Source organism: Vibrio sp. SCSIO 43136 (assembly GCF_023716565.1).
In the GTDB taxonomy this organism is placed as follows: Bacteria; Pseudomonadota; Gammaproteobacteria; order Enterobacterales; family Vibrionaceae; genus Vibrio.
This window is the reverse complement of sequence record NZ_CP071848.1, coordinates 590,769-606,171: the sequence shown is the minus strand read 5'-3', so window position 1 is coordinate 606,171 and position 15,403 is coordinate 590,769. Positions and strand designations below refer to the sequence as shown.

Sequence of the window (15,403 nt, the reverse complement as noted above, 5' to 3'; positions counted from 1 at the left end):
TTTAAGCAGAAAAGTCACCGCAACAGTGGCTGCGGTGACTGCTAATTAATTACTGACCAGTACGGTAGTTAGGTGCTTCTTTAGAGATCTGCACGTCATGTACGTGTGACTCTTTCATACCAGCACCAGAGATGCGAACGAATTCCGCTTTAGTACGCATGTCTTCGATAGTTGCGCTGCCCGTTAGACCCATGCTTGAGCGTAGGCCACCCATTTGCTGGTGAACGATCTCTTTTAGGCGACCTTTGTATGCGATACGACCTTCGATACCTTCTGGTACCAGCTTGTCTGCAGCGTTGTCAGACTGGAAGTAACGGTCAGAAGAACCTTGAGACATTGCGCCAAGTGAGCCCATACCACGGTAAGACTTGTAAGTACGGCCTTGGTAAAGCTCAACTTCACCTGGTGCTTCTTCAGTACCAGCCAGCATTGAGCCAACCATTACACAAGATGCACCTGCAGCAATCGCTTTACAGATATCGCCAGAATAGCGGATACCACCGTCAGCAATAACAGGGATGCCTGCTTTGTTTGCCGCATCTGCAGCGTCAGAAATAGCAGTGATCTGAGGAACACCAACACCCGTTACGATGCGAGTAGTACAGATTGAACCTGGGCCGATACCCACTTTAACTGCGCTTACACCAGCATCGATAAGTGCTTGTGCACCTGCAGCTGTCGCTACGTTACCGCCGATGATGTCTAGATCTGGGTGAGCTTCACGAGTTTCACGAATACGGTTTAGAACACCTTCAGAGTGACCGTGTGAAGAGTCGATAAGTAGAACGTCAACGCCTGCTTCAACTAGCGCCTTAACACGCTCTTCGTTACCTGCACCAGCACCAACAGCAGCACCTACACGTAGACGACCTTGGTCATCTTTACATGCGTTTGGTTTACGTTCTGCTTTCTGGAAGTCTTTCGCTGTGATCATGCCTTTTAGTTGGAACTCTTCGTTCACAACTAGCACTTTCTCAACGCGGTGCTCTTGCATCACTTTTTCAACTTCTTCGCGAGAAGTACCTTCTTTAACACTCGCTAGACGCTCTTTTGGTGTCATTACGTCAGCAACCTTCTTCTCAAGGTCAGTAACGAAACGAACATCACGACCAGTGATGATACCAACAAGCTCGTTGTTAGCAGTTACTACTGGGTAACCCGCAAAACCGTTTTCTTCGGTTAGACGTTTAACATCAGCAATGGTTGCTTCAGGAGTCACAGTCACAGGAGATGAAACCACACCGGCTTCAAAGATCTTAACAAGGCGAACTTCGTGCGCTTGCTGCTCAATCGACATGTTTTTGTGGATAAAGCCAATACCACCTTCTTGCGCTAGTGCAATCGCTAGGCGAGCTTCAGTCACTGTGTCCATAGACGCAGAGATCATCGGGATATTCAGAGTGATATTTTTAGTCAGCTGAGTTTGTAGCTTAGCTGTGTTTGGGAGAACAGTGGAGTGTGCTGGCACTAGTAGTACGTCATCAAATGTCAGCGCTTCTTTGGCAATTCTTAGCATTTGCAATATCTCACAAAAAGAGTGTTAGAAAAAAATAAACCCAAATGAATTCCGGATGGCGGTAATTCGATTTGGATTAGATATTGCGGAGGGATTATAGGGGCAAAGCAAACGATTTACCACACATTTTTTATCTTTTTTTCTAGTTTTTTCTTGCATTCACCCCCTTGATATGTATTATATTGCCGCTAATTTCCATACTCACGCCTTCGAGATTAGTGTGTCTTCTCTGACCAGTCCCCATAGCAACAGCAATATCTTTACTGTTTCTCGCCTCAATTCTGAAGTTCGCTTACTTTTAGAAAACCAAATGGGCATTGTATGGCTCGTCGGTGAGCTATCTAACTTTTCTGCGCCTGTTTCAGGGCACTGGTATTTCACGCTAAAAGATGCCCGAGCACAGGTAAAATGTGCCATGTTCCGTGGCAACAATCGCCGAGTGACCTTTAAGCCGCAAAACGGTAATCAGGTACTAGTGAAAGCACGTCTTTCTCTTTACGAACCTCGTGGTGATTACCAACTGATCGTTGAAAGCATGCAGCCTGAAGGTGATGGCCGACTGCAGCAGCAGTTCGAGCAGCTCAAGATGTCTCTAGCGGCAGAGGGGCTGTTTGCTCAAACCAGCAAGCAACCTTTACCAGAACACCCTAAATGCGTAGGCATTGTGACCTCTAAAACAGGGGCGGCACTGCACGATATTCTCAATGTCTTAAAACGCCGCGACCCAGGATTGCCAATCATCATCTATCCGACCATGGTGCAAGGTGAAGGCGCTGCTATCTCAATCGCTCAAGCCATTGGTTGTGCAAATAGCCGCCAAGAGTGTGATGTGCTGATCGTTGGTCGTGGTGGTGGCTCGCTTGAAGATTTATGGTGCTTTAATGAAGAGATAGTCGCTCGCACGATTGCTTCCTCTTCTATTCCAATCGTTTCCGCGGTTGGCCATGAAGTCGATGTCACAATTGCCGACTTTGTTGCGGATGTACGGGCACCCACTCCGTCGGCAGCGGCAGAGCTCGTTAGCCGAGATCATAGCCAGCAGATCCAGCAAATCAGTCAGAAAAAGCAGCGTCTGCAATATGCGATGGAACGTTACCTTTCAGGGTATCAACATCAGGTGCAGCTGCTTGAGCGTCGACTGTCACATCAGCACCCACAACACCAGTTGCAGCGACAGAGCCAGCAGCTTGATGAGCTGAATCAGCGCTTAGAAAGAGCAATGGAGCGCAAACTGCGCGAACATAAGCGTCACGTTGAGCAGTTATCCCATCGCCTAGCATTGAAGAACCCAGCGCAAAAGCTGGCTGAGCAGCAGCACCATCTCACACAAGCAAAACAGAAAATGCTGGATGCAATGGATCGTCAAATGCTGACGGCAAGACACCAGTTAGCACTCGCAGCTGAAAAGCTGGACACGGTTAGCCCGCTAGCCACGCTGAAACGTGGTTACAGTATTACTCAGGATGAGAAAGGTAAGGTGATCACTCGTAGTGATCAGGTCAAAGCTGGGCAAGAGATTGTCACCCAGCTGTCCGATGGAGAACTGCGTTCTACTGTCAGTTAGAACACTGAGCACATAAAGTGTGACTTTCTAGTCCTCCCCCTTGAAAAGGGGGAGAGAAAAAACAACTACCCTACCTTCTGAAACTCAAACCGAATTGTCGATTTCGACTTCAGCTCATTGCAGGTGTTACAAAAGTAATTAGCGGCGCCGCACGCTTGTAGCTTCTCTAATTCAGCATCACAGGCTGGGCAGAAGCCCACTTTTTTATAACCTTGCTCGCAATCGCTGCATACGTAGTGCGAACCACCCCACTCCAACGTTTTTTCACATACTGGACAGTTATTGTCATTCATTTTCATCGTTCCGTAGTTTTCATCAAGATTCATCGTTCCGATAAGATCTATCTTTCAAGGTGACATAGATCACATTACTTTTACCACAACAGCGGCAAGATATTGATTCAATTAGCAGCAAACTGCTTTCTCTTTAAACAAGATCTTTTCTCGATCTTCTGCAAAGAGAGATCTGATCAGCGATCAACCCCAAAAAGAATTTTTATATAACCACACCCCGAAAGCATAAGTTACATGTCCTGTTTTTGGATTTTAAACGATATAAAATCTCACCAATACTCCAATAATACAGAGCAAACAGGATTTATTATTCGATCACTCTATTTTACATAGGTGTGCATTTCAATTTGCTGTTCGTCTAATATAGATAGTGTCATTTCAATGTTTTTCAACTGGGACAGATGGCTAACATGCGTTCCACCACAAGGGGTGACAACCTTTCCAGCTTGATTTAATTCGCACGTCCAATAGCGTGAGTCTGTAAGCGTACTGCCATGACAATCGATAACAACCTCACTGGGTGTCGCAAGCCACTCGCTAATTACCGTATTAGCATCTTTGGTAATGCTTTCGAGGTTTTGCAGCATATCTGCACTGTTTAAACCTCGCTTGCGCAGAGTTTTTCCTAGACGATAGACATCATGGCACTTATCCGGTGTAACCACGCTGGTCACTTGCGCATAACTGTTAAAATCTGGTGAGCCTAGCGGGTCCTTGCGGTCTGCATCTTTACGCCAGTATCCTTGGGCAAGAACCTTGTTAAGCGCAAGATAGGCAATATGACCTGCACTATGTCCACGACTTAAAGAGGCTTGATAATCAGCATCTACGGCTAACGTCACTTGGTCGCCAACCGTTAAGTCTGCATTTTCTGCCAAACGATGTACCACCACGAAAGCATAGCCCGGAGCATCACGTTTCACTGGGATCGCTTTATCGACAAATAGCTTGTGAGTTTCAAGCTCAATCGCACCCGTTAAGCTATCAACTACGGTATGTGTTTGGCCGTTGAAAGTTAATGTCCCCACATCTGCTGGATGATCTGGCCAAATATGGCTAACGGGATGAAATGGGGTTTGGTCAGTCACTACGTCCAAGCCATCGATATGCAGCACCGTTGCGGTTGAAGTAGTGATGCCTTGGGGGAAAAGTACTTGGGTTGGTTGCATGGTTACCTCTAGAAAAAAAGCGCCCAATGGGCGCTTTAAAAACTCTTATTTTTTACGCCCTTTCACTGCGGACATTAGGCGTTTACGCTTGCGCTCTTGAGAAAGCGTCAGCTTCTGTGTTTTACCTTCGAACGGGTTATCACTGCTTTGGAACTGGATACGAATTGGGGTCCCCATGATCTCTAACGAGCGGCGATAGTAGTTCATCAAGAAGCGCTTGTACGAATCAGGCAACTCGTGAACCAAGTTACCATGCACCACGATGATCGGTGGGTTGTAACCCCCTGCGTGTGCGTATTTAAGTTTCACACGGCGACCGCGAACCATAGGTGGCTGGTGATCATCTTGCGCCATCTTCATGATACGAGTCAGAACCGAAGTACCAACGCGAGTTGTTGCTGACTTATAGGCTTCTTGTACAGATTCGAATAGGTGACCAACACCTGTACCGTGAAGCGCAGAGATAAAGTGGATGCGAGCAAAATCGACAAAACCTAGACGACGGTCCAGCTCTTTCTTCACTGATTCTTTCACATCAGTATCTAGACCATCCCACTTGTTGACTGCGATAACAATCGAGCGACCTGCATTTAGCGCAAAACCAAGCAAGCTTAGGTCTTGATCTGAGATATTTTCACGAGCGTCGATAACCAGAAGAACAACGTTTGCATCTTCTACCGCTTTTAGCGTTTTAACCACGGAGAACTTCTCAACCGTTTCATGCATGTTCTTACGACGACGCACACCTGCGGTATCAATCAATACGTACTCACGACCATCACGTTCCATCGGAATGTAAATAGAGTCACGAGTTGTACCAGGCATATCGTAAACGACCACACGCTCTTCACCTAAGATACGGTTAGTCAGTGTCGACTTACCCACGTTAGGACGACCAATGATCGCAAGCTTAATTGGTTGGTCTTGCAGACGCTGGAACTCTTGCTCAGCTTCTTCCTCGGTGTAGTCGAGTTTTTCTTCTTCCGGATCTTCAAACTCGGTTAAGTCTTCGATTTCACCTTGCTCTGCCAGCATCTTCTCAGCAAATGGGTTCAATGCACGGTCAATCAGAGCAGCAACACCACGGCCGTGTGCTGCCGCGATTTGGTACATTTGCTCAACGCCAAGTTTCCAAAACTCAACACACGCAGCATCTGCATCAATGCCATCAATCTTGTTTACTACCAGCATTGATGGTTTTTCAATCTTACGAAGGTGAGCGGCAATCGCTTCATCTGATGGTGTTAGACCCGCACGGCCATCTACCATAAATAGCACCACATCTGCTTCTTCAATCGCAGCGAGCGACTGTTCAGCCATCTTGGTTTCTACACCTTCTTCGGTACCATCGATACCACCGGTATCGATAACAATAAATTCGTGTTCACCCAGCACCGCTTGACCGTATTTACGGTCACGGGTCAGACCCGGGAAATCCGCTACCAGTGCGTCGCGAGTGCGAGTTAGGCGGTTAAATAACGTTGATTTACCAACGTTTGGACGCCCAACTAGAGCAACAACAGGAATCATATCTACCTCTACAAATTCGTATTCTATATGTAGTTATAGGTAACAATTCCGGGCTTTACCGTCACTTTACCTATAACTACACGTCACCAATAAAACGGCTCTTGACTGAAAACAGCCAAGAGCCGAATGTGAATTATATCACACTGTGAATAGCTGTGCTATTGACGACTATTTCACAGTTTGCTTAACCACTTTACCTGAGCGTGACACTAATACGTAGCCATCATCAAGCAAGGTCGGACCAACAGCAAAGCCGCTGCTATCCACCATTTGCTGAGCGACGAACTCACCTGTGTCATTATCAATCCAGTGAACGTAGCCTTGACTGTCTGCGACCACAACCATGCCACGAATAACCACAGGGTCTGTCAGCTGACGGTATTGCAGTTGATCGTTGCTCCAGATTTCAGTACCACTGCGAGCGTCAACAGCTGCAACATGGTCCTTGTCTGTTACTAGGTAAATCTGGTCACCATCGGTTGCAAGATCAGACGCCGACGAATAACTACGTTTCCACGTAGGCGCACCTGAACGTAAGTCAATTGCTACTAACTGACCGTTGATCCCTACAGTATAAAGCATGCCACCGATAATCAGTGGTTTTGCATCCACATCGACCAAGCGATCAATTTCTGTGGAACCTTGTGGGTTACCGATAGGTTGTTGCCAAATCAGTTGACCTCGCTCAGCAATTGCTGCCGCCAAACGACCATTTGCCGTTCCCCAGAACACGCCACCAGACACGGTCGCAGGTGCACTGTCACCACGCAGTGTTAGAGAAGGTACTTCGTTGGCAAGTGTCCAAACTTGCTCACCGGTTTCCGGATTAAGCGCAGCCAATACACCACGGCTAGTATGCACAATCACAAGGTTAGCATCGGTTGCAGGCGCCGCAAGCACCTCACCTTCGACGTCAACACGCCAAAGTAGCTCACCTGTTTTCTCTTCAAGAGCAATCAGCTGGCCATTTTCGCTACCGATAAACAGTTTACCGTATGAAGCGGTAATGCCACCTGAAAGACGAGCAGTACTGCCTTCACTTAAATCTTGGCTCCAAATGGCTTTGCCATTACTTGGGTCTAGAGCCTTAACCTCACCATCACGGCTAGCGACGAACACTTTGTCGTAGGCAAAAGCGGGTTTGAGCTTAGAGAAATAATGCCCAACGCCATCGCCAATGCTCGTACTCCATTCGCTGCCAGGTGTAAACTGACTGCTGACCTCTGGCAAAGGAGACATCACAATGGTGTCTTCTTCACCGGCACATCCAACAACGCCACCAAGGACAACTGCGCACATCAGTGCTCTGTTGAGCATTTTTTTCATCTATTCGTCACCTTACTTGGCAAGATCATCCAATTTCATTTGCAATGCTTGGTTACCTGCGACTGATGCCTGCTGTGCTTCAGTGTAGGCTGCGTAAGCACCTTCTTTGTCACCTTGACGAAGTAGGATATCGCCACGCTGCTCAGCCACACGACCTTTCCAAGACTCTGCTGTAATCTTGCCTAGCGATGTCAGTGCGCTATCGAACTCACCCTGCTCTGCTTGAATACGTGCGACACGGAAACGGATCAAAGACTCTGCCGCTGCATCTTTATTGTTTGCCAGCGCCCACTCTAGTTGAGTAAGGGCGTTGTCTAGTTCACCTGCTTCAACTTGTGCTTTAGCCAGTGAAAGCGCTGCGAGTACAGAGTATTGAGACTCTTTATTGGCATCAATAAATGCTTGAGCTGAATCTGATGCTTGTGCACCTTGCGCCGTGATTGACGCCATCGCTTCAGTGTACGCTTTCGATGCTGCATCTTGCGCAGCAATCGTTGAGTCTTGGTAGTAACGCCAACCAAAGATGCCGCCTAGACCAACAACTGCGCCAAGGATCACGGCTTTACCGTTTTCCTTCCACCAATCCTTAATCGCTTCTACTTGTTGTTCTTCGCTATCGTAGAGTTCCACGTCCTGTCCTCTTTAAATCAAATGCGTTAGTTTGGCTGCAACATCTGCTTGAGACACAGTGTCTTGCTCGCCGCCAATCAAATCTTTTACTACTACGGTGTTGTCTGCAACTTCATTCTCACCCAGAACAAGAGCAACCGCTGCACCCGCTTTATCAGCGCGTTTGAACTGTTTCTTAAAGTTACCACCACCAAAGTGGCTCATCACACGGATGCCTGGAAGCGCTTCACGTAGCTCTTCTGCGAGCTTCATGCTCGCCATTAGCGTACCTTCGCCTGCGCTCACCATGTAAACGTCAACAGCACGGCGGGTTTCTGCAAGCTCAAGCTCTTCTAGCATAAGTACTAGTCGCTCAAGACCCATCGCAAAACCAACGGCTGGCGTTGCTTTGCCGCCTAACTGCTCAACAAGACCATCGTAACGACCACCACCACATACTGTGCCTTGAGCACCAAGGCTTTCAGTGATCCACTCAAATACCGTGCGGTTGTAGTAATCAAGACCACGTACTAGACGCTGGTTAACTTGATATTCGATACCCGCAGCGTCAAGAAGTTCACAAAGTCCTGCAAAGTGAGCTTGTGACTCTTCGTCTAGGTAGTCGCCTAGCTGCGGTGCATCAACAAGGATGGCTTGAATATCTTGGTTTTTAGTATCTAGAACACGTAGCGGATTTGTGTGCATACGGCGCTTACAATCTTCGTCTAGGACGTCGATGTGTTGCTCGAGAAATGCCACAAGTGCGGTGCGGTAGTTAGCGCGTGCTTCTAAAGAGCCAATAGAGTTCAGCTCTAAGCGAACGTACTTGTCGATGCCCAGCTCACGCCATAGACGCGCTGTCATCATGATCAGTTCTGCGTCAACGTCAGGACCGTTAAGACCAAACACCTCAACACCACATTGGTGGAATTGACGGTAGCGACCTTTTTGCGGACGCTCGTGACGGAACATTGGGCCCATGTACCACAGGCGCTGTTCATCACGGTTAATTAGGCTGTTTTGAATACAAGAACGTACACAACCTGCTGTGCCTTCTGGGCGCAGTGTTAGGCTATCACCATTGCGGTCTTCAAAGGTGTACATCTCTTTTGAAACAACGTCTGTTTCTTCGCCAACGGCACGGCTAAATAGATGAGTTTCTTCAACGATTGGCATACGTACTTCGCTGTAGCCATATGCGCTCACTACGTGTTTCACCGTGTTCTCAACTTTTTGCCAAAGTGGAGATTGTGTTGGGAGGCAGTCGTTCATGCCTCGAATAGCTTGGATTGTCTTTGCCACAGTTTTTACCGTTGAATTTAGTTATTTTCGATCTGGTTGATGTCGATGCGGTTGTTTTCATCCAACATCGATGCCTTGGCGCGGATCTTAGCTTCGAGCTGATCCACCAGATTATCGTTATCAAAGCGCTCTTTCTGACGTTTGCCGTCTTCGTAGAAAGCACTCTTCTTGTTACCACCTGCGATGCCCATGTGTGAAACTTCTGCTTCACCAGGGCCGTTCACTACACAACCAATGATGGACACATCCATTGGTGTAATAATGTCTTCTAGACGCTCTTCTAATGAGTTCACCGTACCAATCACATCAAATTCTTGGCGCGAACAGCTAGGACAGGCAATAAAGTTAATACCGCGTGAGCGAATACGTAGAGATTTTAGGATATCAAAACCTACTTTGATCTCTTCAACTGGATCCGCTGCAAGTGAGATACGTAGCGTATCACCAATGCCTTCTGCGAGAAGCATGCCTAGGCCAACCGATGATTTTACTGAACCTGCACGAGCGCCACCCGCTTCAGTGATACCTAAGTGGAGTGGCTGGTCGATCTCTTTTGCCAGTAAACGGTAAGAGTCTACTGCTAAGAAGACGTCCGATGCTTTTACGCTTACTTTAAACTGGTCAAAGTTAAGACGATCTAGGATATCTACGTGACGCATTGCTGATTCCACCAGCGCAGCAGGGGTCGGCTCACCGTATTTCATCTGGATATCTTTTTCCAGAGAGCCACCGTTCACACCAATTCGGATTGGGATGTTTTTGTCCCGAGCACAATCAACAACAGCGCGAATGCGGTCTTCTTTACCGATGTTGCCTGGGTTAATGCGCAGACAGTCCACGCCGTATTCCGCTACTTTCAGTGCAATACGGTAATCAAAGTGAATATCCGCAACCAGAGGAACAGAGACTTGCTGTTTGATCTGCTTAAAGGCTTCAGCAGCGTCCATGGTTGGTACTGAGACGCGTACGATGTCAGCACCGACGTTCTCTAGCGCTCGAATTTGAGCAACGGTCGCCTCTACATCCGTAGTGCGGGTGTTGGTCATTGACTGCACCGCAATTGGGGCACCGTCACCAATAGGCACGTCGCCCACGTAGATACGTGTCGATGGGCGACGTTTAATAGGAGATTCGTGTTGCATAATTGCTTCTAGGGTAATTTGAATTTCGCGACTTTGCCTGCAGTATACCCAGAAAGGTCCACGGCTTCATCGGCTAATGTCATTGTCACACCTTCAGGTGCGCCAAGAACTAAACTATAAGGGAGCTCGCCTTGCAGGCTAAGAGATTGACCTGCTTTCTTCACACCAGTCGATAAGGTTTTTCCTGTCGCATCTTTCACCAAGATCCAACAGTCTGAACGAAATGACATCTCAAGTAGGTTCGCTGCTACATCAGGCACTGAAGCTTCAGCAGGCGTTTCTTGTACTGGTTCTGCTACTGGCGTTTCGACTGGAGCGGTGTCTTCGATCACAGGCGTATTCTCTTCAGCAACCACAGCTGAAGTTTCCTCTTCCAGAGGTAGCAAGGTTGGCTCGGCATCTGAAACTGCCACCTCGACTACTGGAGAGTCCAATGCGGCGCTATCCAAGGCAATTGGCTCATCGACAGAATCTGCCGCCGTTGCAGCTTGAAGCTCAGTCACTGACAGAGTGTCCTGTTCTTGGTTTTGCCACCACCATACCGACGAGATACCCACAAGGGTCAGCATAATGCCCCAAGTAAGCAGCATGATGCGGCTGTCGTGTTTTTCGCGCTTAGTTTTACGAGAAAAGCTCTGCATGCTTTGCACGTCATCACTCTCTTGCTGAGCACCGTCAAACAGGGCAAGCACTTCATCTTCTTCAATACCAACCAGCTTGGCATAAGATCGCAAATAGCCACGGGTAAAGGTGGCTACTTGATCTGACTTAACACTGTCGTTTTCAATGTTCTCAATCACTACGACTCGCAGTCGCAGTCGATCGGCGATATCTTTTTGGCTCCAGCCAAGAGATTCACGTTTTTGACGTAATAGTGCGCCCGGTAATACTGCTACGTTTTCAATCTCTTGCGGATTAATTTCTGATTGTTCCGTTTTTATTTCTGACATATTTTTGATACTGAATAGAGTCTGGATATTTCTGAGCAAGTGCTTGGCGATAACGCTCTGCCATGGCTAAATTGCCGTTTTTTTCTTCTAGTTCAATCAGCAGCCCTAGGCTTGCTGCTCTATATCCAAACTGATGGTGAAACTTTACCAGTCTTACCCTAGCCTCGCGATACTGCTCTAACTCTATTTCTAATTGAGCGAGCTGCAAAATCGAACTTACCCGTTTGGGATCATGATCGAGTGCGCGGCGAAAATAGTATTGTGCCTGATGCTTATCCCCTGATTTCAGTGCACAAAATGCAGCATTTTGATAACTGGCTGAAATTAGGTAGTAGTAAGGCACCTCAATAGCACGGTTAAAGAAGGCGTCAGCGGTTTCATATTCGCCGAGCTTACAAAGAAAAACACCGTAGTTATTGAGAACGTCTCCGTTGTCGGGTGACTCCCTAAGTGCTTGTTCGAATGATTGGCGGGCGTTATCCGGCTCTCCGACTTGATCGTAATAATGCGCTTGTGCGATCAATGCTCGGTAATAGTTGGGGCGATACTCCAACGCTTGTTGAATATTCTCTTTCGCCCTAACTCGGTCGCCTGACTCCAAATAACTCAAGCCTAAATTGACTCTCGCCTCTGCAGCCGCCTGCCTATCGAATGAAGCATCTAATTTATCTTGTGTAACTGTAACACAACCGGAAATTAAACTAACCAGAATTATGTATACAAACCTTGCGAACATCACACTCCCCTAGCGTCGCAGGGGAGCCGTTCGGAAGGAACATCACATCAGATGCTTTTCACCGGGATTGGTTCCCCATTTTGTTTATTCTGTGTACGTTTAGTGCGGTCAATCACATCACCCACTAACTGACCACACGCTGCATCGATATCATCGCCGCGTGTTTTACGTACTGTTACCGTGTAGTCGTACTTCATCAAGGTTTTCATGAAACGGTCGATGCGTGAATTACTCGGTTTTCCGTATGGTGAACCAGGATACGGGTTAAATGGAATCAAATTGATTTTACACGGGGTGTCTTTCATCAATTCTGCGAGCTGTCGTGCATGTTCCATGTCGTCATTGACATGATCAAGCAGAACATATTCGACGGTTACCTTGCCTCGGTTGGCATTGGATGAAGCAATATAACGACGAACCGATGCAAGAAAATCTTCGATATTCCAGCGGTCGTTAATCGGCATGATTTCACTACGCAGTTCATCGGTCGGTGCGTGAAGAGAAATCGCTAGTGCCACGTCGATGTTATCTGTCATCTGATCAAGGCCAGAAACGACACCAGAAGTTGATACAGTTACACGGCGCTTAGAAAGGCCAAAGCCAAGGTCATCAAGCATGATCTCTAAAGATGGGATCAAGTTCTTCATGTTTAAAAGCGGCTCACCCATACCCATCATTACTACGTTAGTAATTGGGCGACGACCCGTTTCTTTCTCAAGACCAATCTCACGTGCAGCGCGCCATACCTGACCAATGATTTCAGACACTTTTAGGTTACGGTTGAAACCCTGCTGTGCCGTTGAACAGAACTTACACTCTAGTGCACAACCCACTTGAGACGAGACACAAAGCGTCGCACGATCATCCTCTGGGATGTATACGGTTTCTACGTCTTGGTCACCGACGCGCATCGCCCACTTGATGGTGCCGTCACTTGAGTGCTGTGCATCAGACACGAAAGGTGCACGGATTTCAGCCACACGCTGCAGCTTCTCACGTAGCTTCTTGTTGATGTTGGTCATCAACTCAAAGTCATCCACGCCAAAATGGTAGATCCACTTCATAATTTGATCTGCGCGAAACGCTTTTTCGCCAAGCTCTTCAGCAAAATATTTGCGGAGCCCTTTACGATCAAAATCGAGTAGATTGACTTTTTGGGTTGTCATGGTGCCTCTCATGCCAGAACAATAATTAAGGGCGCGAATTGTACAGCCTTTGCCCAGTAACAACAAGAGGTAGAGAATGGGGTTATTCGGAAGGGGTTGAAATTATAATGGTTAAAATTTGAGCTAACAACTCTCCCCCTTGAAAAGGGGGAGGACAAAAGAATACCCCGTTGCAAGGGTACTCCCTAACCTAAGAGCGAGGGCAAATCTCAGATGCAGGGAAGAAAAACTCAATTTCACGGGCTGCCGACTCTGGGCTATCACTACCGTGGACAGAGTTATGACGCATACTCAGTGCGTAATCAGCGCGAATCGTGCCACATGCCGCTTCTTCTGGGTTGGTTTTACCCATCAATTCACGGTAACGACAGATAGCATCTTCACCTTCAAGGACTTGAACCATGATTGGGCCAGAAGTCATAAATGCTTTTAAGTCTTCGAAAAATGGTTTGCCTTCATGCTCAGCGTAGAAACCGCTGGCTTGGTCTTCATTCAGGTGAACCATTTTCGCTGCAATAACCTGTAGACCTGCTTTTTCTATACGGTGGTAAATCTCACCAATCAGGTTACGTTTAACTGCGTCGGGCTTAACAATAGAGAAGGTTCTTTCTAGAGCCATAAGTTATCCTTTACTTCTACTTATCAGAAAAAAATAACGGGAGTCTTTGCTCCCGTTCAGTCATTATTTTGCTTGGTCTACTAGTAGACGAGCTAGCGTGCGAACACCCATGCCCGTTGCGCCTGCTGACCATTTGTCAGACGCTGCTTTGCGGTAAGTACCAGCACAATCAAAGTGCAGCCAACCTTTCTTGTAGTCATCTACGAAGTAAGAAAGGAATGCCGCCGCCGTGCTCGCACCTGGTGAATATTGACCACTACTGATGTTGGATAGATCAGCGTAGTTCGATGGCAACATGCTACGGTGGAAGTCTGCTAGCGGTAGAGGCCACAGACCTTCATTTTCTTCCGTAGCACTGGTGAGTGCTTGGTGAGATAGCTCGCTATCAAAAGAGAGCAAAGCATGGTAATCGTTGCCTAGGGCATTTTTTGCAGCACCCGTAAGTGTTGCACAATCAATGATTAGCTCAGGGTTTTGCTCATTAGCAAACAATAGACCGTCCGCCAGAACTAAACGACCTTCAGCATCGGTGTTCATCACTTCCACTGTTTTGCCATTTTTGTACTTGATGATATCGCCAAGCTTAAATGCACGACCAGAAACCATGTTTTCAGCGCAACATAAGATAAGTTTCACACGCTTATTCAGACCGCGCATAATCGCCAAGCCAAGACCACCAGTGATGATGCCAGAGCCACCCATATCAGCTTTCATAGCGTCCATGAAGTTTGAAGGCTTCAAGCTGTAGCCACCTGAGTCAAACGTAATGCCTTTACCCACAAGACAAGCGAATACTGGTGCGTTTTCATCGCCTGTTGGGTTGAAGTCGAGTTGTAGCATAGCTGACGTACGTTCAGAGCCACGGCCTACTGCATAAATGCCTTCCCAGCCTTCCGTCAGTAGATCTTTATCTTTAACGATGCGGTAAGTTACCTGCTCTGGTGCAAGTGATTTGATGAACTCACCTGCCATAGTTGCCAGTTGACGAGGTGCGACTTCTTCGGCGTTTTTGTTGATAATGTCGCGAACCCAATCGCCCGCTTTAATACGAGCGTTCAGTTCTGTTTGAGCCGCTTCTTCAAGTTCAACCCAATCAACACGGTTGTTATTCTTTTGGTTACGGTAGCCTTGATAAAAAGCCCAAACCGCTTCTAGATCCCAGCCTTCGCCTTGCAGTGAAACTGCTTTGATCCCTTGACCATCCAGCTTACGAGCAGCACGTTGAATCGCATCAAGCTCAGGCTCGGTGACGTGGATAGTCGCACCAGCTTCACCAAATGAAAGTAGTGCTTTATCGCCCCACTGTTCTGGTGCCGCCTGGCGAGAGATCAATACCGGCATTTGTGTAGACATCTGTTCTCCTTAATGAATGGTCGTTTGCCACTCTTATCTTCGTTTTGTTCAATGATGTTATCATTATGCACACAAGAAAATATCAATTTGATAAAAAAAACGGACCCGAAGGTCCGTTTTTTGTGCTT

At 47.3% G+C, this 15,403-nt stretch carries 14 protein-coding genes; 1 reads left to right on the top strand and 13 read right to left on the bottom strand.

The genetic code is table 11. The features are described from left to right. Positions 1-49: 49 nt before the first annotated feature. Complete coding sequence (gene guaB, locus J4N39_RS02995; protein ID WP_252021780.1) at positions 50-1,516, bottom strand: IMP dehydrogenase; 1,467 nt, start codon at positions 1,514-1,516, stop codon at positions 50-52. A gap of 220 nt (positions 1,517-1,736) precedes the next feature. Here guaB and xseA point away from each other — a divergent pair, with 220 nt between their 5' ends. Beyond that, a complete protein-coding gene (gene xseA, locus J4N39_RS02990; RefSeq protein WP_252021777.1) occupies positions 1,737-3,080 on the top strand; it encodes an exodeoxyribonuclease VII large subunit in 1,344 nt (447 codons plus the stop codon). A 65-nt stretch (positions 3,081-3,145) separates the two neighbouring features. Here the strand turns inward: xseA and J4N39_RS02985 are convergent, their stop codons facing one another. The 12 genes from J4N39_RS02985 to pepB all read right to left on the bottom strand — a co-directional run bounded on the left by J4N39_RS02985 (position 3,146) and on the right by pepB (position 15,275). Further along, the gene (locus J4N39_RS02985) at positions 3,146-3,373 is read right to left on the bottom strand and encodes a zinc ribbon domain-containing protein (protein WP_252021775.1); all 228 of its coding nucleotides are present in this window, start codon (positions 3,371-3,373) and stop codon (positions 3,146-3,148) included. A gap of 320 nt (positions 3,374-3,693) precedes the next feature. Then, the gene (locus J4N39_RS02980) at positions 3,694-4,542 is read right to left on the bottom strand and encodes an alanyl-tRNA editing protein (protein WP_252021773.1); all 849 of its coding nucleotides are present in this window, start codon (positions 4,540-4,542) and stop codon (positions 3,694-3,696) included. Positions 4,543-4,587: 45 nt separating this feature from the next. Next, positions 4,588-6,072: a ribosome biogenesis GTPase Der gene (gene der, locus J4N39_RS02975; protein WP_252021771.1), complete on the bottom strand. Its 1,485-nt coding sequence runs from the start codon at positions 6,070-6,072 to the stop codon at positions 4,588-4,590. A gap of 168 nt (positions 6,073-6,240) precedes the next feature. After that, positions 6,241-7,398: an outer membrane protein assembly factor BamB gene (gene bamB, locus J4N39_RS02970; RefSeq protein ID WP_252021769.1), complete on the bottom strand. Its 1,158-nt coding sequence runs from the start codon at positions 7,396-7,398 to the stop codon at positions 6,241-6,243. Positions 7,399-7,410: 12 nt separating this feature from the next. Then, positions 7,411-8,028 (bottom strand): YfgM family protein, encoded by a 618-nt coding sequence (locus tag J4N39_RS02965; RefSeq protein ID WP_252021767.1) that lies wholly within the window; start codon positions 8,026-8,028, stop codon positions 7,411-7,413. A 12-nt stretch (positions 8,029-8,040) separates the two neighbouring features. Continuing rightward, on the bottom strand, positions 8,041-9,309 hold the full coding sequence (hisS, locus tag J4N39_RS02960) for a histidine--tRNA ligase (RefSeq protein ID WP_252021765.1): 1,269 nt from the start codon (positions 9,307-9,309) through the stop codon (positions 8,041-8,043). 17 nt (positions 9,310-9,326) lie between these two features. Continuing rightward, the gene (ispG, locus tag J4N39_RS02955; protein ID WP_252021764.1) at positions 9,327-10,451 is read right to left on the bottom strand and encodes a flavodoxin-dependent (E)-4-hydroxy-3-methylbut-2-enyl-diphosphate synthase; all 1,125 of its coding nucleotides are present in this window, start codon (positions 10,449-10,451) and stop codon (positions 9,327-9,329) included. 8 nt (positions 10,452-10,459) lie between these two features. After that, complete coding sequence (rodZ, locus tag J4N39_RS02950) at positions 10,460-11,401, bottom strand: cytoskeleton protein RodZ (protein WP_252021763.1); 942 nt, start codon at positions 11,399-11,401, stop codon at positions 10,460-10,462. Continuing rightward, positions 11,367-12,137 carry a type IV pilus biogenesis/stability protein PilW gene (pilW, locus tag J4N39_RS02945; RefSeq protein WP_252021762.1) on the bottom strand — a complete coding sequence of 257 codons (771 nt, stop codon included), beginning with the start codon at positions 12,135-12,137 and terminating at the stop codon, positions 11,367-11,369. The genes rodZ and pilW overlap by 35 nt, the downstream gene beginning before the upstream one ends. Positions 12,138-12,184: 47 nt before the next feature. After that, positions 12,185-13,303 (bottom strand): dual-specificity RNA methyltransferase RlmN, encoded by a 1,119-nt coding sequence (rlmN, locus tag J4N39_RS02940; protein WP_252021752.1) that lies wholly within the window; start codon positions 13,301-13,303, stop codon positions 12,185-12,187. Positions 13,304-13,493: 190 nt separating this feature from the next. Beyond that, positions 13,494-13,922: a nucleoside-diphosphate kinase gene (ndk, locus tag J4N39_RS02935; RefSeq protein ID WP_252021750.1), complete on the bottom strand. Its 429-nt coding sequence runs from the start codon at positions 13,920-13,922 to the stop codon at positions 13,494-13,496. Between the two features lie 63 nt (positions 13,923-13,985). Continuing rightward, positions 13,986-15,275 carry an aminopeptidase PepB gene (gene pepB / locus J4N39_RS02930; RefSeq protein WP_252021747.1) on the bottom strand — a complete coding sequence of 430 codons (1,290 nt, stop codon included), beginning with the start codon at positions 15,273-15,275 and terminating at the stop codon, positions 13,986-13,988. Positions 15,276-15,403: the final 128 nt, after the last annotated feature.